Here is a 23,315-nt window from a genome sequence, read left to right as displayed (position 1 = left end):
ATCACAAGTTCCAGGCCGGTTTTGCCTGCAACCAGCAGGTGGGGAAAGCGGTCGTACCAGGCATGAAGACACGCATGAACAGACGCATGAAGAGACGACTGAACGTAGGCCTCCGTTGGTCCGGCGCGGGACGTCGAGCGGGTGTCTCCCTCGCTCTGGCGGTTCTGACCGTTCCACTGACACTGGCCTTGGACACCACCAGCGCCCAGGCCGCCACCGTCCATGCCGCCGCGTCACCATGCACCGCGATCCGCGGCCCCTATCAGAAGCAGGCCGAGAAATTCCTCGGGCGTCGGGTCGACGGCCGGCAATCGGCGGCCGACTGCCGGGCGATCCGTGACTTCCAGACCAAGCACGGCATCACCCCGAACATCGGCTACGCAGGTCCCATCACCTGGGGTGTGATGCGCCTCGTCACGCAGCAGAAGGCGGCCGGGCACAACCCGAACAAGGCCCGCAAGTGCCCCACCGGTAAAGGGCGAATAGCCTGCGTTGACCTGACCCGTCAGCTCAGCTGGATTCAGGACGGATCGAAGCTGGTGTTCGGGCCCGTGCCGATACGTAGCGGGCGCGATCGATACGAGACCCGCACCGGTGCCAAGAAGATCTACTGGCGCCACCTGCACCACGTGTCGAGCATTTACCACGTGCCCATGCCCTATAGCCAGTTCTTCGACGGCGGGCAGGCATTCCACTCCATCAGCGGCAGCGTATGGTCGGCACCCGGCTCGCACGGCTGCGTCAACATGCGCGGCAACGATGCGAAGAAGTACTGGTCCCTGCTCAGGAACGGCGATGACGTCTACGTCTACGGTCGCAAGTCCGGCACCTGAGGACAGGCACCGCTCCACGGTGTTGCGGACGGCGGCAGATCGCCGGGGCGAAGCGGGGCGACCGGCCGCCGCAGCGGCCTGGGTTGGGGCGGTGTCGTTGCTGGTCGGTTTTCTCCGGGATGGTGTGGCCGATGCCGCGCCTGCGCAGACAGCGCGGGATCCACGGGAGTTGTAGGCGCGAGCCCCTGGCCGTCTCTGGCCTTCTTCACGAGCCCTGGCTCTGGCTCAACTTCCCTGGTCAGCACCACAGCATGAGCGAAACAGATGCTGTTGCCGGGCCGTGACCTGTCGTGACGCTCGTCGAAGGGTCACGATGACCAAACGTCATTTTGGCCCACAACGAAGGAGCCCCCTGTGCCCGGAGTCGGAGACGACGTGCCTGAGCAGGCTGAGTTTGGCACTGGCTCGGCCACGCCCCAGCGCGGCCGGATAATCTTCTTGAACGGGACCTCCAGCTCTGGGAAGTCGAGCATCGCGAAGGAACTTCTTCAGGTTCTGGACGAGCCCTACTTCCACATGCCCGTGGACACCTTCCATGGCATGCGCTCTCGCCGTGAGGTCACCCCTGACGAGCTGCGCCTTGTTCTTCGACGCACCTGGATGGGATTTCACCGCGCGGTCGCCGGTATGGCTGCGGCCGGCAACAACGTGGTGGTGGATCACGTGCTGAGCGAGCAGTGGCGGCTTCTGGACTGCCTCGGTCTGTTCGCTGCGAGGGACGTTGTCCTGGTCGGTGTGCACTGTTCGCTCCTGGAACTGGAACGGCGCGAGCGGGAACGCGGCGACCGCCCGACTGGCCTGGCGGCCCGTCAGTTGGCGCAAGTCCATGCCCACGGCCTGTACGACATCGAGTGCGATACGACCACCGCCAGCGCCGTGGACTGCGCTCAGCACATCAGAGACTTCCTGCCACAGCGGCCGACTCCAACCGCGTTCGAACAGCTCAGGGCAAAGCTTCGCCCCGATCTGACGACCGCCGGCTGACGAGCCGCTCCGCTCGCACGAAAGGACAGATACGCCATCTCACCGCCGGGATCGGCAAGCAGGCGGTGGCGCAGTCCAGTACGAGCGGGTCCGCTTCGGCGCGATCCGAGGTCGCTGAGACGCGCCCCACGCCTCGATGAGCCGCTCTGTCCGAGTGCCACGAAGTCGATCACGATCCTGACAGCGACGCGGTGCCCACTCGGACCGTCCGGGATCAGGGCCGTCGGGATCAGGGCCGTCCGGTGGATCTTGGTCGGGTAGTGGCCGGCAGTCCATCAGAGACGAAGCGCCAGCAACTCGGACGTGCAGGCTTACACCTCCTGCGTAACGCGGTCCTACTGAGGTTTTCTCAACGAAATGATCTCGTGAGGTGACTCGGCCCAGGAGATCCCGCGAGTCGCGACGAGTCCTGCGGCGTCCGGCGGTCGTACGGTCGAACCCGTACCAAGGAGGACTTCTGATGCGCAGCGTGACCTATTCGATGAGCGTCTCACTTGACGGCTACATCGTCGGGCCGGACGGCGGCTTCAACTGGACGGCGCCCGACGAGGAGGTCTTTCGCTTCTGGATCGACGAGATTCGAGAGGTCGGCCTCCACCTGTTGGGACGACGGCTGTACGAGACGATGCTGTACTGGGAGACCGCCGACCAGGATCCATCGCTCGACGACTCAATGCTCGAGTGGGCTGCGCTCTGGAAGCCGCTCCCAAAGGTGGTGTTCTCCACCACGCTGTCGTCGGTGCAGGGCAACGCCCGCCTGGCCTCCGGCGGCCTGGCGGAGGAGATCGAGCGGTTGCGAGCCGAGCCGGGGGAGGGTGACATCGCAATCGGCGGCGCGACTCTCGCCGCCGAGGCGGCCGCGTTGGGTCTGATCGACGAGTACCGGGCCATGGTCTACCCGGTGCTGGTTGGCGGTGGCATTCCGTTCTTTCCCCAGCGCGAGCGCCGGGTGGATCTCGAACTCGTCGAGACCCGCACCTTCAGCTCGAAAGTCGTCTACCTCCACTACCGCGTGGCGCGTTAGCCGGCTCGTCCGCCGGGCCCTAGGAAGAACGGGCCAGCCAGTGACGTTTTCTCAGCGAAATGACCTGCGCGCAGCGGTGTGAACTACCGCCTGGCGAAGGCGAGTCGGACGGGCCGCACCCGACCGCAGACGCACGTAAAGCCCCTGGTAGGACAGGTCTCACCACAAGCTCATGCCCGCTACCTCCACGAGGGCATCGACATCCTCGCCGACCAAGCCCCGGACCTGCACAAGGTCCTGGACCGGTGCCGACGCGAGGCCATGCCCCACGTGATCCTGGACGGCACTCTGATCGAGTCCGACCGTCGCGCCAGCGTCCGCGACAAGGGCAACGGCAACGGCAACGACCTATGGTTCAGCCAGAAGCACAAAGCACTCGGCGGCAACGTGCAGTTCCTGGCCGCACCCGACGGCACCCCGCTGTGGGTCTCCGACGTCGAGCCCGGCTCCACCCCGACAACACCGCCGCCCGCATCTACGCACTCCCCGCGCGTACCGCGCAGCGGCCAACGGCCTGCCCACCCTGGCCGACAAGGGTTACATCGGCGCCGGAATCGGCATCCTCGTCCCGGCCCGGCGACCGAAGGGCCGCTCCGAACACGCCCTGCATGCCGACACACGCACCACGAACAACCTGATCAGAGGCGTCCGCGCCCTCGGAGAACGCGCTGCCGCCAAGCCCAAGCAGCGCTGGCGCACCCTGCAACACATCACCTCAGCCCGAGCCGAACCGGCGACATCGCCAGGGCCGCCCTCGTCCTCGACCGAATCTGGAAATAGTCGTCGCTGAGAAGACGTCACTCGCTGACTGAGAGCCCTTCGCCGTCCGCTCAGAGATCACCAATGTGGAACGTTGCGGGTGAAGGGTGCTGATCGCATCTTTCTCGAATCGAAGAGGCCCCGTTCGCTGCTTGCCGAGCCCTAGCCTCGACGTTGGGTCCTCAGCCAGGGCGTGGCAGCCGCGGCCGAGTCACTCGTAGCTAGCCTCGGGCCGGACCTGAGGATAATTGTGCGTTCTCACGAACCTCGACGCACTGGGTATTGCCGGCCTCAGGTATCCGAGGCCGGCAATGGCCGGCCGTGCGTGGGATCACTTCAGGAAGCGGAACTCAGGGCCGTAGGTGTTTCCCGTGCCGTCAGGAATTTCGATCTTCATCAGATCGATCGCGTCATCAGCCATCGTGAACATCACCCCGATCCCATCGCTGAAGGCCTTCTTGTCGCCCTTCTTCCATGCGTCGTCCAGGAGTTGCATCATGTTCGTGTACCTACTGTTGAACCGGTCGATGGGATCGACGGCCTTCTTGTCGACGGTGCCCTGCTTGCTCCAGCGATCCTTCCCAAGGATGCCCATCGGGTGCGTCTTCGGGAACGGGAGATTATCGCCCTCGAACTTCCAGGAGTCGCCCACCTTCTTCAGCTTCTGCTGGTGGTAGATCTGGCCGAACTTGTAGTAGTGGGCCAACTCCTGCTTGAGGTGTGGGTCCTCGGGAAGCTTCCCGGTCCCCTCCCCCTGCTCCTTGATCACCTTGATCGCTTTTTCGATGTCGGCAAGGCTCTTGAATTTTTCGAGCTTTCTCTCTTGCTCCTTGGCGCCAATGGTTGCCGTCATCTGGTGACCCTCGACAAGTTCCGGTTGGCTGACCACGAACTCTTCCCGGATCGCGTCGTAGAACTTCCCGATCGTGGGCCACTCCTCCTCGAACATGGCAAGGGGGTGCTCCGGCATCTCGATCTCCATGTACACATGCCGTACGTAGTCCCTTGTCAGACCGGAGAGATACACCTCGAAGCTCTGACGCACATTGCCCGGCAACGTACAGGGGTATGTCGGCACCGCGGCCGCGATATCCGGGGTGCCACCGATCGCGCTCAGCATGTTGCAGACCAGGCCCATGTGCCACATCTCATCGAGGACCACGGTCTTGATGAGCTTGGCGGGCTCGGATTCCTGGTCGATAACGGACCACATTCCGCAGAGGTAGGGCGGAATCGTCGACAGCTCCAGGGCGACGGCGGCTTGGAGGCTCTTCTTCAGCCATGGCAGCCCACGTTCGGACGGAAGCACCCCGAGCAGCTCGGCGATCGGCATCGGCTTCGCAGTGGTCGTCATGATGTCTCCTGTCTTGGTTGCCCGGGACGGGCTGACGCCGGGCGTAGCCGCTCGCCAAGGAGCGCCCTGTGATCGTTCCCCGCTGCTCACTGAGCGCAAAAGGCGCAGAAGGGTGACAAATCGACACTCGGCGACAGCGTCGCAACAGTGGTCGCCTGCACCTCGTCCACGAACCGCCGCGAAAACCGCCGCGATCGATGCCGAGCACCGCCGCCACCAGAGCCGAATTCGGAGCAGAACACACCTGAGAACCCTCACCCCCCGCGATATTTCACCTCCGCACCCCTCCGCCTACCTGACCCACTCGACGGCGACACACTGCACATCCAGCCCCTCGGATAGTGCGGAGTTACAGCCGGCCTTCAGAACGCGCTCCAGGCCGTCCTTTTCGGATCGATGCTCATACCCCGGCAACACGCGCACACGCACACACGCGCCCACACGCATATACGCACTAGTCAACTTTGACTAGACTATCGGCATGACTGAGAAGACCATCCCGCTCCTCCCGTGCCAAGCGATCCAGCCGGTGGTCGACTTCTACACCGCGCTGGGCTTCGAGACGACCTTCCTGCAGAAGAGTCCGTATCCCTACGCCGTCGTCGAGCGCGGACCCGTCCAGCTGCAGTTCAGCGGCATGAAGGGGTACGACCCGGCGGGGTCCTACTCCGGCTGCTACATCCTCACGGACGACGTGGACGGGCTGTACGCGACGTACCGCGAGGGGCTCAAGGCGGCATACGGGAAGATCCCCACCCGCGGACTGCCGCGCATCGGGCCGCTGAAGAACATGTCCTACGGCATGCGGCAGTTCCTGATGACCGACCCCGGCGGCAACACCATCCGCATCGGCCAGCAGATCAGCCAGGACCAGAGACTCCGGCCGGCACCCAAGGAAACCTTCGCACGGGCAGTGCACATGGCCGATCTGTTCGTCGATTCCAAGGAGGATCTGCCGGGCGCCGCGAAGATCATCGACCACGCACTCCGATCGGAGGACGAGCGCCCCACCCCCGCACAGCACCTGCGCCTACTAGTGCTACGCGGGGACATCGCACAGCGGCTCGGCGACGACGCCCTGGCCGCCCGCCTGCTGACGCAGGCCGCTGAGCTCCAGCTCACAGAGGAGGAACGCGCGTCGGTACCCGAGGCCCTGGCGCGACTCGCCGAGCTGCGGTCCTGACCATCTCTTTCGAGTCACCTCGCTGAGCAGATGAAGACGCCCGCGAGGCGGAGTCCGGCCCGGTAGATGGTCGCGGTCGTGTCGTAGCGGGCGACGAGGCCGCGCACCGCTGCGTGAGGACGGTTGGTGCGCCGCTCGGCCGTGTTGCGCTGCTCGTACGTCTCGCGGTCGAGAGCGGGCAGTCTGCCGCCCCAGCTGCCTACGGCGCTGGCGCTTGGCGATCCGGTCGAACGACTCCGGGATCGCCCTCCGGAGTCCGCTGCCATGTCCCGTCCTCGGCCACCGAAGCAGCCACTTTGACCCGTGGGCGGCCCATTGCCCGCCCACGGGGAGATCCACCCGCCAGCGACGGCTCAAGCAGCGCCCACACCGCATCAGGGATCACCATCCGGACAGTCAACGCGCTACGCACATCCGATCGGCCGACCAGCCGACCAGCCCGCCAAAGAGGCACGGTCCAGCCGTTCATCTCGTATGCGCGAGGACAAGCCATTCGTCCTATAACCGACTTGACCGCCTCTGGCTCTTCCATGCATGGCTTCTTCCCGGAATCGTTGTAGACGTTCAAACGGCTGGCCCGCCCAGCCAGTTCAGTTCCATTGCCGCGCCATGAAACGGAGATCCCCTATGTCCCGACGCGTGTCCCCCCAGCACGGCCCGAAGTGGCGGCCGTGGAAATACGGAGTGCTGGTCATCGTGCTGGTAGTCGTAATCGCAAGTGCAGCCCATTTGGACGAGCGGCAGTTCGCTGTACTGCTGGCCTGCTTTGGCGCCCTCCTTCCAGCGCTTACGGCCGCCTAGGTTCTAGGGAGTTCCTCCGGTTCTAGGGAGTGTCCTCCGGTTCTAGGGAGTGTCCGGCGGTAATCCATGTCCCGCTGGACAGGCCCCAAGTCCGCCTAAGCCGTAACCGATAGGTCACCGAACCGGTAGTCCATCCGGCCCAAGACCGGGCAACCTTGTGGTGACGTCACCGCCGTCGGTTCGTTGGCTTGGCATGGCTCACACACATCACGCACGCACCGGTGTCGCGCTTGCGATCGTTCTTCTTGCCTCTATCCCGGCACAGGCCGTGGCCGCTCCCAAGGACGCCCCGCCCCCAGTTCAGCCTCACCTTAAAACTCCTCTGAGTGGCCTCCTCACGGACCGCGGAATTCCGGTGAACTGGAGCGTCCTCGGGGTCGCTCTCTGACCCGCCGGACGGGCCCCAGCCCTAAAACTGACGGACGTTGTTGACAGGTGGGTCTCTGTTCCCTAGGAGACCTGCATGATGGCCGAACGCGAGCTATCGAGGTGGGCGAGGCACCGGTTGGCGGTGCTGCGCCATGTGGAGGAAGTGAGCGGCAGTGTTCCCGCAACCTGCCGCTACTACGGCATCGGCCGTCAGCCCGCTGTAGGCCCCGGCCACACCCCAAGCCTGGGGGCGTTCGGACCCGTCCGCGGCAGCGGCCCGTTCAGTCGACGTACTCCATCTTGATCGGGGCGGTGTTGTTCTCCGGGTCCGGGTCCTTCGGATCGGATCCCACGGAGATGGTTCCCTGAGCGCCCTCGACCCGCTTGTCGATGTGCACCCGCAGTCTGGGATGGGTGGTCTGGGGTGCGGGGCACAGCACCTTCGGGTTCTTCTTGTCGACGTAGTTGCAATAGAGCGATTCGCTCGCTTCTCCCTCTTGAAGCCCCTTCACGCTGACGCCCTCCGGCAGGGTCAGCCACGTGTCACCCTCGTAGTAGCCGTCCACGTCCATCACCTCGATGCCGATCTCCTGGCCCACCTTGCCCTTGATGGTGAACCCGTTGACCTGCGCATCGTGGGTCCGGGTGGTGCGGAACCTCAGTCCACCGAAGGCCATCTCAGCCGTGGAGAACGGTGTGAAATCGCTGCCGTCGACAGGGCGGAGCCCGAGCGGCGCGCCGGTTCCCCGCGGGGCCGAGCCGGGCAGCAGTGCGGCGGTTGGCGTGTCGTGGGCCCGGTACACGGTGTAGGAGATCACTCCCTGTCTCCCGGTCTTGTCGGTCACGGCCGTGATCGGCTCGGCGGTCTCGTACGCCGCGCCGGCCGGCAGTGGCCCGGAGACCTTGCACACCGCTTTGGTCGGCGAGGCGGCCTTGTCGTAAAGGCAGTTGCCGTACTGCTTGCGCAGCGTCGCCTGCCCCATCACTTCCACCACGATGCTGAGGTCGTCGTCGATACCGAAATCCCCCCTGTTGCCGAAGGCGGGCGTCAGCTTCAGCTCGGAGCCGGGCTTCACATCGGTCAGGCCCTCTTCCCCACGTGCAGTCAAGGAGGGTGCGCCGATGACCAGTTGTGTGGTGTGGTGGATGGTGGGGGCGTTGGTGCTGGTCACGGTGATGTTCATGGGTCCGGCCGGTCCCTTCGCCGCATTCCTCCGCGGTGACATGTTGAACAGCCAGAGGAGTGCGTGCTCGCCCGCTTCGATGTTCTTCGGGGTGCAGGTGATGAGGTCACCGGAGCGCTTGCATCCCTGCTCCTTTTTCATGGTGCCGAACGTCACCGCCTTCACGGCGGACAGATCGATGGTCACCTTGACGTTCTCGGCCATCAGCGGATCTCTGCCCGGGGAAAGCCTGCTCGCCTCCAGGTCGACGTAGTACGGGTCGGACGGGAGGTCGGACCCCGCAAAGTCCGGCTCCTTGAACTGCCGAACGTAGCTCGTATTCAGCGCGTCCTTGAACGTCAGCTTCGGCCCCTGGGAGTGCTTCTCCGCCCCCTGGTGCTGCTCCGCGCCGCAGGAAGCCACCGCTCCGCCAAGCAGCAGCGCGGCCGCCCCAGCGGTGGTCGCACGTCGTCGCCGCGTACCCGCTCTTGAATGCTTCATGCATGACCAGACCGAACGGCATGCCGATCGGTTTCGGGGGAACGGCCACGAATCGGACGCGGAAGGGCCACAGAATGGACGCGGAGGAGCGGGCCCGGGGACGTAGCCTGCCCCCGAGCCCTGTGATGCCACCCAATTGCGCACGCCGGCACGGTTAAGAGCGCGGGTCAGTCATCATGTCGTCGTGTTCTGCCTTTGAACTACCGCGCATCGAAAAAGAGCTGCACGGGCCGGACTTGAACCGGCATCCGACGACCCAGGCCCGGCCCGGTCGATCCGGCGATCGGTGGCGAATACTGAGACTGGAGCAAGAGTCTGAGATTGATTGCGGTCTGCCTCTGCCGAGTTGGGCTACCGCGGCCCGTATATGCCGCGGGGAGGGCTCGAACCTCCACTGGAAACCGCGTTCGTCACGACAAGCTTCAGTTTCAGCTTGCGCTCCTCGCGCACCCCGGCCGTAGTGAGACGCCCGGGGAGTTGTAGACGCTACCCGAACAGGTAGCCGAAGACGACCTCACCCACCCGCTCATCGGTGACCTCGGCCCCGTTCGCTTCCTCACGGGCGAACTTCACCGCCTGCTGCAACTTCTCCACCCTGTCCAGCAGCTCGTTCACCCGCCGTGCGGGCAGCGCGCCGGAGAACTTCACGGTCGTCCAGTAGCCGACCGGAACGTCCTCGTAGTACACATCGACCTGCGCCGGGTGCTTGTCGGTGGCCTCCGCCTTCACATGGTTACGGGGCACCTTCTTGGTCCGCACAGTCCTGACCGGCTCGGTCTTCCAGGCGTCCGTCGACGGATCCTGCGCCCAGGACTCGGATGCGTCCAGCACCGGCAATTTCCGTATGAAGGTGTTCACATCGGTGAGCTGCTTCTCAAGGAACAGCAGATACGACACCGGCACCTGGCTGAGCAGCGTACGCCCCTCCACCGTCACATCGGCCCGCGCCGTGCAGTTGGCCCAGTCCTTGGTGGCGGTCACATCGAACAGCCGCGTCAGCGTGCGGGCCGTCTCCCGGAGCACGTCCTCGGCCTTCACCTGCACCCGCGTCGCCTCGGGCGGCAGCTGCTCCCCCTCCTCATCCTTGGGCTGATACGTACGAGAAATCCCGGCCAACAGTGCCGGCTTCTGCAACCCATGGTGAGCAGCCGTCAGGTCCTGGTGAGACTTGGACTTGATGCCCTTCTCCACGGCAATGATCTGATTGAGTTTCGCCACCTCGGCAAGATATCAGCGGCCACCGCGATTATTCGAATAATTCTTCGAGATATCGCGACTCCCCCGGGCCGACCGGCCAATCCCGGGACACCACGTTCACCGTGCGACCTCTGCGTAATCCTGCACCTCCTGGCACCGGGCGAGGCCTGCCGTCCCCCGGGGAACGCCCGATGTCGGCACATGCAGCGATGCGACACGTACCCATACGGCCGCTCCACGACTGGCAGCAGTAATCCGGCCCGAGGATCCTTGGGAATGTTGTACGCACGAAGGAACCGAGCGGGAGCGGGTACGTGAGGGCACCGAGCGCGGGGCGCACCACTGTCAGACGCTGGTGTCTGCGCCACCTCCAGCTGCTGCCCGTCCTCCTGCTCGTTGGAGGCGCCCTGCTCGACTACCACACCTCTCCGCATTTCAGTGGAGAGGCCTTCTATACAGCCGCGCCCATGACGGCCGCCGCACTGCTGTCGCTGCGCGCGACGGTCCTGGCGGGCATCGGTGCCTGTGCCGCCGACGTCGCGCTGCTCACCCACTTCGGCTTCATCGGGAATTCCGGTGGGCGGAGTGAGCTGGCAGCGGTCGCGACCGTCTCGGCCTTCGCCATCGTCGTCAACCGTCTCATGTACTACAGCAACGTGCGGCTGCAGTCCGCACGCAAAGTCGCCCTCGCCGTGCAGCGCGCCGTACTGCCGCAGCTGCCGGCCTCGATCGGGCCCCTACGGATCGCCGTGCGCTACCAGGCGGCCGTGAAAGACGCACAGATCGGTGGTGACCTGTACAGCGCACAGGACACCCCGTACGGCGTGCGCTGCCTGGTCGGCGATGTACGGGGCAAGGGCATGGAGGCGGTCAAGGCGGTGGACGTGGCCATGGGGGTGTTCCGGGAGGCCGCCGAGGAGGAACCCACGCTCATCGGGATCGCGGCCAGACTGGAGCGGGCACTGCTACGGGAAAGCGAGCGGCGGGCAGGGGTTGAGCGGCACGAGGGGTTCGTCACCGGCATTCTCGTCGAGATCCCGCACTACGGCGATGAACTGCGGCTGGTCAACCGCGGCCACCCGGCGCCGCTGATGCTGCACGCCGGCCAGGTGCACAGCGCGGAACCGTCCGAGCCGGCCCTCCCTCTGGGACTGGCGGAGCTGGGCGCCGACCAGGACCGGACCGACACGGTGCCCTTCCCCCCAGGGGCGACTCTCCTGCTGTACACCGATGGCCTGACGGAGGCGCGGAACCGCGCCGGGGACTTCTACGACCCCGGCTCCGGGCTGACCGGGCGTGACTTTCCCGGGCCGGATGCGCTGCTCGACACTCTTCTCACCGAGGTGAGCCACCACGCCGGCGGCCGCATCACCGATGACATGGCGCTGCTCGCGGTCACTCGGGGCAGTGGCTGACACCAAGGCACGAGCGTAGACATCCACGAGGCCCTGCTCAGCCTCGGATGCGCCGTCATGAGCTGGAGACACCTCGTCTCTCTACGCTGACGTGCCCCGCGGCTGTCCAGGACTCCGTCAACGCGCGGAGGCGCTCTCGGTGGCTCGCGATCCAGTCTTCCGGCAGGGCAACGGGAACGCGCACCGTGACCATGGAATACGACTCGTCTTCCACAACCACTTCCGGGCAGTCTCGATCACCAGTGAGCTGGATGAAGACGGAGGGTCCTCGGGACATCACCATCCACGCGATGTCCTCGCCCGCATCGAGCCTGTCCAGTGCGTCGGCCCAGGCCTGCAACTTCGAGTCGGACAGGATCAGATCGGTACGACCACTCACGAACGGGGTCTCAACCACGATCTCGGCCGCGATGCCGTCCGACCAGGTCGGTACCGGTCCGAGGATCTTGATACGAACACTGTTCCCCTCGTCATCGGCGAGAACGACAAGATCCATCGGTGCGATGTCAGCCACAGCTCTCCCTGATCTCCCTGATCTCTCTTGGTACGGCGCCGCGGGAATCTTCGCTCGCGCCGTCGGCTGGCGCCACTGCAATCTGCTCGTCAGGCTGCTTGAGCCGTTCATTCCGCCAGAGGCTCTTAGCCGCCTTTTCAGGCGAGATGACGCATACCTGCGCTGGGGAGTGTGACGGCCAGGTCATACCGCCGGGACAGGTGTACTTCTGGTCCGCGCCCAACCAGACGTGACCGTGCCCGACATGGCCGCGGCGGACATTCACTTTCCGGGTCGGAGGACCAGTTTCCCCTTCGTGCGCCGGCCGAGCAGGTCCTCGTGTGCGTCACGGGCACGAGCGAGGTCGTACTCTGCGCCGACCAGCGGTCGCAGGCGACGCCGCGCCGTGAGGTCGAGCAACTCTTCAAGCGCCGCGCCACCGGCCCCGTTCTGGGCGAGGAGCGGGATGAGCCAGAAGCCGGCGACGCTGATGCTGTCCACCGCCAGGCGATGCGGCACGATGGCTGAGGCGGCCTGCCGGGACGAGGCTCCGTAGGTGACGAGCCGCCCCAGATATCCGAGTGCGTCCAGAGCGGAGTCGAGGACCGAGCCGCCGATGGCGTCCAGGATGATGTCGACCGGGCGGCCGTGATTGGCATCGAGGATCCGCTCCTGGTAGCCCTCCGCGCTGCCGTCGATCGCCGCGTCCGCGCCGAGTTCGCGGGCGAAGGCGCGCTTCTCCTCGGACGACGCCGTGGCGATGATGCGTCCCGCCCCGAACTCCCGGGCCAACTGGACGGCGAGGCTGCCCGTCCCGCCCGCGGCGGCATGGACCACGACGCTCTCACCAGGCGTCATGCGGGCGACCGATCGCAGCAGGTGCCATGCCGTAAGGCCCTGCACGAGCAATGCCAGCGCCTCGCCCGCGCTCACGCCTTGCGGCAGCTCGATCAGGTCGCGGTCGGCAACGACCGTCTTCGCGGCGTAGCCGCCCTGCAGGACATAGCCGAGGACGCGTCGGCCGTCCGAGGTCCGGCCGACGACCTCCAGGCCGGGAATGTGCGGCAGTGGCCCCTTCGGCGCGTACGGACCGTCGGTGTGCTCGCCCGCCATCTGCTTGATGTCGCCGAAGTTGACGCCCGCGGCCTCCACCTCGACCAACGTCTCGCCGGGTCCCGCCACCGGGTCCGGTACATCGGCCTCCATCAGGACTTCCGGTCCACCGAACCGCTCGAACTGCATGGCACGCATCGATGCCCTCCCCGATTGATCAACATTGCCTGCCAAACTACGTGGCGCCCGGCGTTCACGGGGGCAGTTCAGGTACGGCACAGTGCAGTGGCCACACATGACGAGAAGCACTCCTGCGACCCGGCGAAATCGCTCTCACCTGCACACGCCTACGGCTTCGGACTTGAGCTGTCAGCCTGAGTCTGGTCCGGTTCGGCAGCCCAGCGTTCTGACAACTGGTGCAGGCCCTGAAGTTCGTGGGCGGCGTCACGGGCGCTGATGATCTTCATCCCGCTTCAACTCCCATACTCGGAAGCAGTGTTGCGCCACGACTGCTCCACGGTGCGGCAGCAGGCGGCGACTTCTCCGCTTCGTCCGCGCGACGCCGTCACACTTGCGCTCGCCCTCGCCCTCGCCCTCGCAACCCCTGAGGAGGAGGAAACTCTCCGAGTTTGGGTACGGGGGGAAGTTAGGAATCGGCCAGCGGGGGGAAGGCAGCGCTGAAAGCGAGCGTGCCGACGATCAACCTGCTGCTGGCCGGGACGGGCCACGGCGTTCAGGACCAGCAGGCCGCCCGGGACGAACTGCTGCGCCGCCAGGTGCGTTCCGGACGGTGGGTGAACGAACCGACCCAGACACGGTCCCCGCGTGGCTCAATCGGGTCTCGTTTTCTGGGCGGCAACGGAGCGTGTGACAACGTTCAAACGCCCTTGCTGGTGGGCTTGTTCGGGCTGCGCGCCCCGCGACAGGGGCCACATACGTGTAAGAACGGGCCGGGAACATCGGTTAGCGGCACGGCAAGATGAGTAACATCCAGCCAACCACAGATCGCTCAGGCGATAGAGAGCAAGGTGTGTCATGTCAGACTCGGATTTCGCTGTGCAGGTGACTGCCAAGCTGGAGAGCATCCAGAAAGAGATCGACGAGCTACAGCAGCTCAAGGCGAAGCTGGAGGATCTCCGGCAGCACCTGGGAACAGACCCCCAGGGCGAAGCAGTTGCGCCACCGGCCGTAGAGACCGACACCGCGGCGCCCAAGCCGGTGACCGTCCCACCGGCGCGACGCGCGCAGGCCGCCACGCCGAAGGCCAAGCCGGCGAAGGCCAAGCCGGCGAAGAAGACCCCGGCCAAGGCAGCAGGGAGCGCGAAGAATCCGCGGAAGGCCACGGCGCGGGGCAAGGCACAGCCGAAGAGTTCCACCCGCGCTGACCGCGTGCTCGGGCTGCTCGACGAGCAGCCGCGCACGGTGTCGGAAATGACAGAGCTGCTGGCGCAGCAGCATCCGGACCACACCGCGCCGGAGACCGCCGTGCGCAACACCCTGGAGACCTCACTCGTCGCCAAGGGCCTGGCCCACCGCAGCAAGCAAGGAAGGAGCGTCTTCTACTCGCTCCCCGTCCCCGCGCCCAAGGCCGACACCGAAGCCCACGAGGCCAATGCCGTCGATGCCAATAGCGAGGAGGTCGCGCCTACCCCGGCCTGACCAGCGCCGTCGCTCAGGCGTTGACGAGCGCGCCTGCGAAGCCGCCGTGCACGAGGCGTATGGACTGCGAACACCGTCCGGGCAAGGACGGTCACCCGACGGCCACTGCGCCCAGTGTGAACCCTCCTTGCCTGCGGCATCAGAGCGGGCAAGGAGGGCGGCCCTGACTCCCCCCAGGCCTGACTCCTGCCGTTCTGGCCTCCCTGCCCTCGGCTCAGCTGAACGGAATGTTCCGCCAGGGGCTGTCCGGGTCCAGGGGGCGGAGTCACCGAGCTCCGGCCCGGTCTCCGTCAGGAAGTCCGTATCGCAGAAGCGCGCGCCGACGCACATCCTGAATCGACGTATTCCGCGACCCCATCGGAGCGGCGGGGCAGCATTTCCCCCGGGTGCGCACCTCCAGCGTCGCGATGCCCGGTGGATCACCCGGCATGCTCCTCCGGATAGCCGCCGGCGACGTCGTACGGATCGTGGAGCGGCCGACGGCGTCAACGAGTAGCCTCGCACCACCGCGAGCAACAGAATGGCTCCATGAGTGAGCACGAACGTCACCCCGAAGCCCCGGCGCGACCCGCCCGCGCCAATCGCCCCGGACGAAAAATGAGGAAGGCCGTCCTCATCGTGGCGGCCGTTGTGGCTGGGGTCCTGCTGCTCTACATGGCCTTGTTCATCGGCATCTTCGTCATGGCAAGTTGATCGTGGCACCACCGCATTGCCGGTTGGTATGGCCCTCTTCGCCCAGATCTCCGAAGGGATCACTTCTGGCGTTGATTGCCCGGTAAGCGTTTGTTGATTGCCTTCACGGATTCTGCGGCAGTCGGTAAACGGGGGCGAGACGAGGAACATAAGTGCTGGATACACGTGTCACGGTGACGGTGCACTCCTCCGACCCGCTGAGTCGGGCCGGAGTCGTCAGTCACTTACAGCACCAGCCCACCGTCGAGATCGTCCAGGACCGGGGCGGAGCGGCGGCCAGGGAGCGGGCGGAACAGACGGAGCGCGGGAGCGAGAAGGAAGGCGGTGGGGAGAAGGAAGGCGGTGGGGAGGCGGTGGGGACCGTGGCGATCATGCTCATCGACCGGTTCGACGAGATCGCCGCGACCGAGCTGAGACGGCTCGTAAGAGGTGGTGAGCAGCGCGTGGTGCTGATTGCACGGGATCTGCGCGAGCCGGAGCTGATGACGGTCGTGGAGTACGGCGTACGAGCCATACTCTGGCGCCATCAGGCCACTCCGCAGCGGCTGTTGCGGGCGGTGCAGAGCGCGGCGCGCGGCGAGGGCGACCTGCCGCCGGACCTGATCAGCAGGCTGCTCACACAGGTGGGGCGGCTGCGGCGGTCGGCGGTGACATCCGCCTCCGTCGCGTTCGTACCGACGCTCGGTATGGCGCCGCGCGAGGTCGATGTGCTGCGGCTGGTCGCCGAGGGGCTGGACACCCGGCAGATCTCCGAGAAGCTCTCCTACTCCGAGCGCACCGTCAAGAACGTCCTGCACGCCCTGATGACGCGGTTGCACCTGCACAACCGTGCGCATGCTGTCGCGTACGCGCTGCGAGAGGGATACATCTGATGGGGGCGGGAGCAGCACGGACACGGGTGCGGCAGCAGTCATGGAGACAGGCACAGATACGCGTGCGGCAGCGGTCACGGATACGGGTGCGGATACGAGTGCGGATGCGGATACGAGTGCGGGTGCGGGTGCGGGTGTGAAAGCAGATGGTGAAGCGGTGACGGAGTTGGCGGCGGAAGCACGGGCGGCGGGTCACCGAGCGGGGGAACGGGCGTGATTCACGAGGTCGATGAGGTGATGCGGTGTGTGCTGCGCGGCGGGGCGCTGCCGGACGGCGCCGGGGACGTCGCGTTCGAGGCGCCGACCCGCGACTGGGCGGCGCGGCGCAACGCACCCACGCTCAATGCGTATCTCTACGACATACGCGAGGAGGTCGCCCGCCGCGAGCGCGGGGCGATCTCGGAGCGGGACGCCGGTGGTGTGGTGGTGCGCCGGCATCAGCCGCCACGTTGGTTCCGGCTGTCCTACCTGGTCACGGCGTGGACCACGCGCCCGGAGGACGAGCACCGGCTGCTGTCGGCCGCGCTGGGATGCCTGCTCTCGCACGAGATCCTGCCGGCGGCCGCGTTGCCGGACGCGCTCCGCGCGCTGGAGGTGAGCATCCCGCTCACAGTTGCGGTGCCACCCCCCGAATCCCGCTCGATCGCCGATATCTGGTCTGCGCTCGGCGGCGAACTCAAGCCGTCCCTGGACGTTGTGATCACCGTTCCCTTCCCGGTCTCGCCCTCGTACGAGGTGGCGCCGCCTGTCACGGAGGGGGCGGTCACGGTCGTCCGCGGACTCGACGGCATCCCCGGCGACTCCCAGCCCCGGATGCGCCGGTCCTTTCCGGGTGCCTCGCCCTCCGCAACGGAAAGTGTGGAGAAAGGGAATCGGCTAGTGGCAGAACGGTCAGTGGCACAGCAGTGAGTGGCATAACGGTGAGTGGCACAACAGTGAGCGTGAACGCGAGCGGTGCGCTGCTCAAACGGCTGGCGGGGCTGCGCGAGCGGGTGGCCGGGCTGGTCGAGCGGCGCAGCGCCGACGATCCGACCGCTACGGACCCGCTGCGCGGGCTGTATGTGACCCCGGAGGCGGCTCGACGGCTGGCCGCGCTACCGCCGCCGGACGGTACGGGCCAGGCGTATTCGGGCGAGACGGCTGCGGGTAAGGCGTATACGAGCGAGCCGGATCCGGATCCGGATCCGGATGACGAGGCATCGGACGCACCGGATGTACCGCATGCGCCAGATGCGCCAGATGCGCCAGATGCGCCAGATCGATCGGACGCGCTAGCCGGGCGGTTCGGGCTTTCGGCCTTGGACCTGCATATCCTCCTGGCCGCGCTCGCGCCCGATGTGGACCGGGGCTTCGAGCCGCTGTACGGCTACCTCAACGACGATGTCGGGCGCCGCCGCGCCACGGTCGCGCTGGCGCTGGACCTCGCAGACACCGGCCCGTACGAGCCCGCGGCCCGTGCCCGCTTCCACCCCGCCGCGCCGCTGCTGTCCGGTGGGCTGCTCGTCGTCGAGGACGAGGACCGGCCGCTGCCAGGGCGGGCACTTCGGGTTCCGGAGCGGGTGGTGGCCCATCTGCTGGGGGACGATGGTCTGGACCCTGAACTGAGCGATGGTGAGGTGGAGTTGCTGTCGGCGGGGCAGCGAGCCGCCGGCCGTACGGGAAGCGATGCCCGTACCGAGGACCAGGCGTTCGCAGGGCGGCTCGCCGCGCTAGCGAGCGAGCGGCCGCTCGCCGTACATCTGCGGGAGCGGCGGCCTGGTACCGCCGTCGAACCGGTGACCGACGGGCTGCGGAGCGCCGGCATGCCCGTGCTGAGGTATCGGGCGGACGGTCACCGCGGTGACGGTGCAGGGCTGGTGGGCGCGCTGCTGCGGGAGGCACGGCTGCGCCGGGCCGCGATCGTCGTGGGACCGCTCTCGGAGCGGCCCGGCGGGCTCGTACGGGCGCTGGCGGGCGGGGACGTGCCGGTGGTCTTCTTCGGAAGCGGGCCGTACGACCCGGGCTGGGCCCCGGACTCGGGGCTGTTCGCGCTGGACGCACCGGACGGCGGGGCGGCGGCAGGTGAGGTCTGGAGCACCGAACTCGATCCCGTGGACGGTGACTTCGACCTCGGCGCGGCCGTGGCGCCGTACCGGCTGGGCACCGCACAGATCCGACGGGCGGCACGTGCGGCCAACGCCCTCGCCGCCTTCGACGGGACGCCGTTGACCGCCGCCCATATCCAGCACAGCGCCCGCCAGCAGTCCGCCCCGCTGCTGGACCGGCACGCCCGGCGGGTGCGGCCCGCCGTCGGCTTCGACGGGCTGGTGCTGCCGACCGAACCGCTGGCCCTACTGCGCGAACTGGTGCAGCGCGCGCGGCATAGGGAGAAGGTGCTGGGCGAGTGGCGGCTGCGCACCGGCGGCGGGCGCGGCAGGGGCGTGGTGGCCCTGTTCGCCGGGGAATCCGGCACCGGAAAGACGCTCTCCGCCGAGGTCGTGGCCGGTGAGCTGGGCCTGGATCTCTATGTGGTGGAGCTGTCTTCGGTGGTGGACAAATACATCGGGGAGACGGAGAAGAACCTGGAACGGATCTTCTCCGAGGCCGACCGCACGGACGCCGTGCTGCTCTTCGACGAGGCCGACGCCGTCTTCGGCAAACGATCGGAGGTCAAGAGCTCGCACGACCGCTACGCGAACCTGGAGAGCGCGTATCTGCTGCAGCGGCTGGAGGCGTTCGACGGCATCGCCGTCCTCACGACCAACCTGCGGGCCAACATCGACGATGCGTTCACCCGGCGGCTGGATCTGGTCGTCGACTTCCCGTTCCCGGACGCCGGGCAGCGGAGCGCATTGTGGCGTTCCTGCCTGGCCGCCACCCCCTGCGCGGATGACGTCGAACTTGACGCCTGTGCCAAGGAGTTCGAGCTGTCCGGCGGGGCGATCCGGTCGGCCGCGGTGACCGCGGGCTATCTCGCGGCGGGGCGCGGCGGGCCGGTGACGGCGGCGGATGTACGGGCCGGGGCGCGGCGCGAGTACCGCAAGATGGGGCGACTGGTGCCGGCGGATGGGGTGTCGATGCCGTGGGCCTGACCCCGGGCGGTCGCGCGCCCGGGGACGGCCGGGGTCACGGCGACTTGTCGTCCAGGCCGGTGCCCACGTACCACTGCTCCCAGACGTTGTCGTCCGTGCAGGGCTCGGTGCGGACGGGGCGGTCCTCGCCGACCCATTCCCGTAGGCACTGGTTGTTCGCGACATTCACGAACTGGACATAGCCGGTGTTGGCCCCGCCCATCTCGACCATGCGCCATTTCTGGTTGTCCGGTAACTGCGCCTGCCCGTTCTGCAGCGCCTCGGCCCCGCCCACCACCGGCCAGATCCCGACCCCGTTGCCCTTCACGTCCAGGTCGAGGACGCTCCCCGGGGCGTTGCCGGGCTGCAGCGCGACGGTGTTGTCCGCCTCGAAGTGGTGGATGGTCCACCACTGGTTGCGGCCGTACTTCTCGTAGGACCAGTTGGCGGTGGAGACCATGGTTCCCTGTCCCTGCTTCCCCTGGAAGACGTTGAGGTACCAGGAGTCCTCGGGGCTGTTCATATTGGCGTGGCTGCGCAGGATGTTGGGAGGCAGCGGCTTCTTCTCCTCGCCGTCGCCATCGGCGGGCTTCTCCGCGGGCGCTTCCTCCGTAGGCTTGGGCGGCGGAGGCGAGGGCGGCTTCTCGCCCTTCTCCGGGAGCTTATGGGCCTGGCCGGGCTTCTCCCGCGCGCTCGTGGGCACCTTGGGCACGGCTTTGAACCACAGCGCAACGAAGGCCAGCGCCGCCACGACCAGCAGCGAGCACACCGCCATCGCCCAGCGCGGCAGCACGGACGGCTGGATGTAGGTGCCGCGCAGGTCGGACGGCTCCGGGACGCCGGCGCACTGCGCGGCGACGGTGAAGGGGTGCTTGGTGGTGCCACCGATCCAACTCACGGTTCCTGGACGGATGTTGAGTTGTACGAAGGCGGCACGGCCCGGCGCGACCTGGACCGATGTCGGCTCGGGCTCGACGGTGAGGGCGTCGCCGTTCTCGCGGCCGGAGAGGGAGACCGTCAGCGGCTGGTTGCCGAGGTTGTCGACGGCGACCGCCGCTTTGGCGCGCCATCGGCCGCGTACGGCCAAGGGCACCAACTCACAGCGGAGTTCGGCGAATGGCCCGACCGTGACCTGTCCCTCGACGACATCGCGGATCTCGGGGTGCTCGGCCGGCTCGACGCGTATACCGAAGGGCGTCGGACCGGCCACGGCGTCCGGCGTACGCGGGGGCGCGAATTCGACCTCCGCCGTGCCCTCGGCCCCGGGATACAGCCGGAGCACGTCCGGCTCCACCCGTGTCCAGCCCGCTGCGGTGCCGGCCGGCCGCAGCCGGTACTCCTCGACGGTGTCGCCGGTGTTGCGTACCCGCAGCCTTACGCTCGCGACGGAACCGGGGTCGACGGTGATCGCGGCCGGTTCCAGTGAAGTCCACATGCTCACCAGGGCAGTCAACCGGCGGTACCGGGTCCGGGTCAGCGTCCGTAAGGGCAGAGCCGGGGGCAGAGCCAGATGTCCTTACGGCCCCCTGACAGACCCGCGACTACCAGTAGTCGGCCCGGCTGCCCCGGCCGGTTCACGCTATCGCCGAACCAGCGCAACTGCCGGTGAGCCGACAGCGGCTGCCGGACCCGAGCGCCTCCGGCCGCCGCTGCGCGTACTCGACGACCATGTCCTCCTCCGTGTCCCCCGTATCGCCTGAAACCTGGACCGGGTCCCGGAGCGGATACGGAATCCGATCCGGGATCGGTTCCCAGGGCGGATCCCGGGGCGGATCCCGGATCGGCGCCTCCTCCAAGTCCCGTAGCAGCCGAGCGACGTTCGCCGCTTCGACCGCGGCCTGCTCAGCGCACTCCAGCGCCGCCCGCTCCCGGCCGGCCCCGGCCAGTTCGCAGTGCGCGAGACGGGCCCAGGTCAGCGCCTCCCAGCGCGGGTGCTGCTCAAGGCGGTACCGCCGCTGTGCCTGCCGCAGATGGACCGCCGCCCGCCGCGGACGTCCGTCCCGCAGCAGCGCGCAGCCGGCCTGGTACCGGACCTGCACGAGCGTGCCCTCGCTCCCCAACTCCCTTGCCCCGGAGAGTGCTTCGGCAATGACCTCGTCCGCATCGGCGGCCCGGCCCAAGGCCACGTACGCGCGTGCCGTGTGGGCGAGGATACGGATCACATCGGCCCGGCCGCCCAGGGCGGCGAATCGGTCCCGGGCCGCCTCCGGCAGGGGCAGCGCCTCCCGTTCCCGGCCCATCGCCACGAGCACGACGGCCAGTTCGTGTGCGGCCTCGGCGCTGACCAGTGGATCACCGGACGACTTGGCCAGCCGCAGGCTCTCCAGTAGCGCGCGCTCTGCCCGTCCGTAAGTCTCGGTGCCGTAGTGCGGGGCTCCGTGCAGGCGCAGGGCGCGCGCCGTGGCCACGTCGTCGCCGTGCCGCCGGGCGATGTCCACGGCGCGGCGGACGAGCGGTTCGAGGTCGCGGTGGCGCGCGGTACCGCTGAGCACATGCGACCACGCGGTGAGGAGATCCACGGCGGAACCCAGCAGATCGGGCGCCGCGTCCAAGGCGCGCTCCACGGCCGCGTACAGCCGCGGGTGCGCGGTATGCAGCCACTCGTGCGCGGCGTCGGCATCGGCTAGCGTTCGGCCCGGGGAGTCCGGACGGCGCAGCAGATCGGGCAGGACGCTGTGCGGCCTGATCAGCCGTACCGCGGTCAGGACGGTGGCCAGCACATAGTCGAAGAAGCGATGCTGCGCCGCCGCCCGCTCCCGCGGGCTGTCGTGCCGCTCGCCCAGCCGCCGGGCGAAGAGCCCGACCAGATCGTGATAGCGGTAGCGGTCGTCGCCGTGCAGCTCCACGAGCCCCGCATCGACCAGCGTCTCGACCGCCGCCTCCGCCTCGTCGTCGGTGGTGTCCAGCAACGCGGCCGCGGCGCCTCGGCAGAACGTCGGCATGCGGCACAGGGCCAAGGCCCGGAAAGCGTGGGCGAGACCGGGCCCGAGCGCCTCGTATCCGACCCGGAAGGTCGCCTCCACTCCCAGGTCGCCCACCCGCAGCTCGTCCAGCCGCCGCCGCTCATCGCTCAGCCGGGCCACGAGGTCGGCCATGGCCCGGCCCGGCCGGGACGCCAGGCGGGCGGCGGCGATACGCACGGCTAGCGGCAAACCGCCGCAGGAGGCGACCAGTTCGCGCGCGGCATCCGGCTCGGCGGCCACCCGCTCCGCCCCCGCGATCGCGCCGAGCAGCCCCAGCGCCTCCCCTTCGTCCATCACCTCCACGTCGACACGGTGGGCACCGGGCAGCGCGAGCGTCCGCGCACGGCTGGTGACCAGCACCGCGCACCCCGGTGCCCCGGGCAGCAGCGGCCGTATCTGTGCACTGTCGCGCGCATTGTCGAGGAGTACGAGGACCCCACGGTCGGCGAGCAGCGAGCGATACAGGGCGGCCTTCTGCTCCAGCCCGTCCGGTACGGCGCTCTCCGCGACACCGAGGGCGCGCAGGAAGTGCGTCAGAACGGCGCTGCTGTCGGCCGGAGCCAGGTCGGTGTTCTGCAGATCCACATACAGCTGCCCGTCCGGGAAGTGGGCCCGTACGGTGTGCGCGACATGCACGGCCAGGGCCGTCTTGCCGACTCCGCCGAGCCCTCTGAGCGTGGCCATTACGGGTGCCTGTCCGCCCGCCGCCCCGTGCAGCGCACCCGCCAGGTATGCGACGGCCTCCGCACGCCCCGCGAAGTCGGCGATGTCGGGCGGGAGCTGAGCGGGTACGGGCGGTGGTGGGCCGATTCGCGAGGTGCCCCGGGTGGAGCGGGGCGGGCGGGGCCAGCGAGCACGGCTGTCACGGCTGTCACGGCTGTCACGGCTGTCACGGCTGTCACGGCTGTCACGGCTGTCACGGCTGTCACGGCTGTCACGGCTGTCACGG

At 67.7% G+C, this 23,315-nt stretch carries 19 protein-coding genes; 11 read left to right on the top strand and 8 right to left on the bottom strand.

Annotation, left to right across the window (positions count from 1 at the left end):
• The first annotated feature begins 86 nt into the window (after positions 1–86).
• The 4 genes from AB0I10_RS18900 to AB0I10_RS18885 all read left to right on the top strand — a co-directional run bounded on the left by AB0I10_RS18900 (position 87) and on the right by AB0I10_RS18885 (position 3,631).
• Entirely contained in the window at positions 87–833 is a 747-nt protein-coding gene (locus tag AB0I10_RS18900; RefSeq protein WP_363153629.1) for a L,D-transpeptidase, read from the top strand.
• A gap of 375 nt (positions 834–1,208) precedes the next feature.
• A complete protein-coding gene (locus AB0I10_RS18895; protein WP_363153628.1) occupies positions 1,209–1,817 on the top strand; it encodes an AAA family ATPase in 609 nt (202 codons plus the stop codon).
• Between the two features lie 460 nt (positions 1,818–2,277).
• A complete protein-coding gene (locus tag AB0I10_RS18890) occupies positions 2,278–2,841 on the top strand; it encodes a dihydrofolate reductase family protein (RefSeq protein ID WP_363153613.1) in 564 nt (187 codons plus the stop codon).
• Between the two features lie 514 nt (positions 2,842–3,355).
• Positions 3,356–3,631, top strand: coding sequence for a transposase family protein (locus AB0I10_RS18885; RefSeq protein ID WP_363153627.1), 276 nt, complete (start codon positions 3,356–3,358; stop codon positions 3,629–3,631).
• Positions 3,632–3,931: 300 nt separating this feature from the next.
• Here the strand turns inward: AB0I10_RS18885 and AB0I10_RS18880 are convergent, their stop codons facing one another.
• Positions 3,932–4,954 carry a ferritin-like protein gene (locus AB0I10_RS18880; RefSeq protein WP_363153612.1) on the bottom strand — a complete coding sequence of 341 codons (1,023 nt, stop codon included), beginning with the start codon at positions 4,952–4,954 and terminating at the stop codon, positions 3,932–3,934.
• A 481-nt stretch (positions 4,955–5,435) separates the two neighbouring features.
• Between AB0I10_RS18880 and AB0I10_RS18875 the strand changes: the two genes are divergently transcribed.
• The gene (locus AB0I10_RS18875) at positions 5,436–6,137 is read left to right on the top strand and encodes a VOC family protein (protein ID WP_363153611.1); all 702 of its coding nucleotides are present in this window, start codon (positions 5,436–5,438) and stop codon (positions 6,135–6,137) included.
• Between the two features lie 14 nt (positions 6,138–6,151).
• Here the strand turns inward: AB0I10_RS18875 and AB0I10_RS18870 are convergent, their stop codons facing one another.
• From AB0I10_RS18870 to AB0I10_RS18860, 3 genes are all read right to left on the bottom strand, one after another.
• Positions 6,152–6,403, bottom strand: coding sequence for a hypothetical protein (locus tag AB0I10_RS18870; protein ID WP_363153610.1), 252 nt, complete (start codon positions 6,401–6,403; stop codon positions 6,152–6,154).
• A gap of 1,185 nt (positions 6,404–7,588) precedes the next feature.
• The gene (locus AB0I10_RS18865) at positions 7,589–8,971 is read right to left on the bottom strand and encodes a hypothetical protein (protein ID WP_363153609.1); all 1,383 of its coding nucleotides are present in this window, start codon (positions 8,969–8,971) and stop codon (positions 7,589–7,591) included.
• A 486-nt stretch (positions 8,972–9,457) separates the two neighbouring features.
• Positions 9,458–10,189 carry a hypothetical protein gene (locus AB0I10_RS18860; RefSeq protein ID WP_363153608.1) on the bottom strand — a complete coding sequence of 244 codons (732 nt, stop codon included), beginning with the start codon at positions 10,187–10,189 and terminating at the stop codon, positions 9,458–9,460.
• Between the two features lie 293 nt (positions 10,190–10,482).
• Between AB0I10_RS18860 and AB0I10_RS18855 the strand changes: the two genes are divergently transcribed.
• Positions 10,483–11,583 (top strand): PP2C family protein-serine/threonine phosphatase, encoded by a 1,101-nt coding sequence (locus tag AB0I10_RS18855; protein ID WP_363153607.1) that lies wholly within the window; start codon positions 10,483–10,485, stop codon positions 11,581–11,583.
• A gap of 55 nt (positions 11,584–11,638) precedes the next feature.
• Here AB0I10_RS18855 and AB0I10_RS18850 read toward each other — a convergent pair whose 3' ends face one another.
• Together AB0I10_RS18850 and AB0I10_RS18845 are read right to left on the bottom strand one after the other, a co-directional pair.
• Positions 11,639–12,097 (bottom strand): DUF5959 family protein, encoded by a 459-nt coding sequence (locus AB0I10_RS18850; protein ID WP_363153606.1) that lies wholly within the window; start codon positions 12,095–12,097, stop codon positions 11,639–11,641.
• Between the two features lie 261 nt (positions 12,098–12,358).
• Complete coding sequence (locus AB0I10_RS18845; protein WP_363153605.1) at positions 12,359–13,327, bottom strand: NADPH:quinone oxidoreductase family protein; 969 nt, start codon at positions 13,325–13,327, stop codon at positions 12,359–12,361.
• Between the two features lie 837 nt (positions 13,328–14,164).
• Here AB0I10_RS18845 and AB0I10_RS18840 point away from each other — a divergent pair.
• From AB0I10_RS18840 to AB0I10_RS18820, 5 genes are all read left to right on the top strand, one after another.
• Entirely contained in the window at positions 14,165–14,788 is a 624-nt protein-coding gene (locus AB0I10_RS18840) for a hypothetical protein (RefSeq protein WP_363153604.1), read from the top strand.
• A gap of 528 nt (positions 14,789–15,316) precedes the next feature.
• Positions 15,317–15,481, top strand: coding sequence for a hypothetical protein (locus tag AB0I10_RS18835; protein WP_363153603.1), 165 nt, complete (start codon positions 15,317–15,319; stop codon positions 15,479–15,481).
• Positions 15,482–15,633: 152 nt separating this feature from the next.
• Entirely contained in the window at positions 15,634–16,353 is a 720-nt protein-coding gene (locus tag AB0I10_RS18830) for a response regulator transcription factor (RefSeq protein WP_363153601.1), read from the top strand.
• A gap of 213 nt (positions 16,354–16,566) precedes the next feature.
• Entirely contained in the window at positions 16,567–17,262 is a 696-nt protein-coding gene (locus AB0I10_RS18825; RefSeq protein WP_363153600.1) for a DUF4255 domain-containing protein, read from the top strand.
• Positions 17,263–17,294: 32 nt separating this feature from the next.
• The gene (locus tag AB0I10_RS18820) at positions 17,295–19,424 is read left to right on the top strand and encodes an ATP-binding protein (protein ID WP_363153599.1); all 2,130 of its coding nucleotides are present in this window, start codon (positions 17,295–17,297) and stop codon (positions 19,422–19,424) included.
• Positions 19,425–19,458: 34 nt separating this feature from the next.
• Here AB0I10_RS18820 and AB0I10_RS18815 read toward each other — a convergent pair whose 3' ends face one another.
• On the bottom strand, positions 19,459–20,838 hold the full coding sequence (locus AB0I10_RS18815; protein ID WP_363153598.1) for an RICIN domain-containing protein: 1,380 nt from the start codon (positions 20,836–20,838) through the stop codon (positions 19,459–19,461).
• Between the two features lie 139 nt (positions 20,839–20,977).
• Positions 20,978–23,315: NB-ARC domain-containing protein (locus tag AB0I10_RS18810; protein ID WP_363153597.1), on the bottom strand; the 2,338-nt coding region annotated here is incomplete at its 5' end.

Source organism: Streptomyces sp. NPDC050636 (genome assembly GCF_040654775.1).
In the GTDB taxonomy this organism is placed as follows: Bacteria; Actinomycetota; Actinomycetes; order Streptomycetales; family Streptomycetaceae; genus Streptomyces.
The sequence above is the reverse complement of the archived record's forward strand: the minus strand, read 5'-3'. Positions and strand labels throughout refer to the sequence as shown.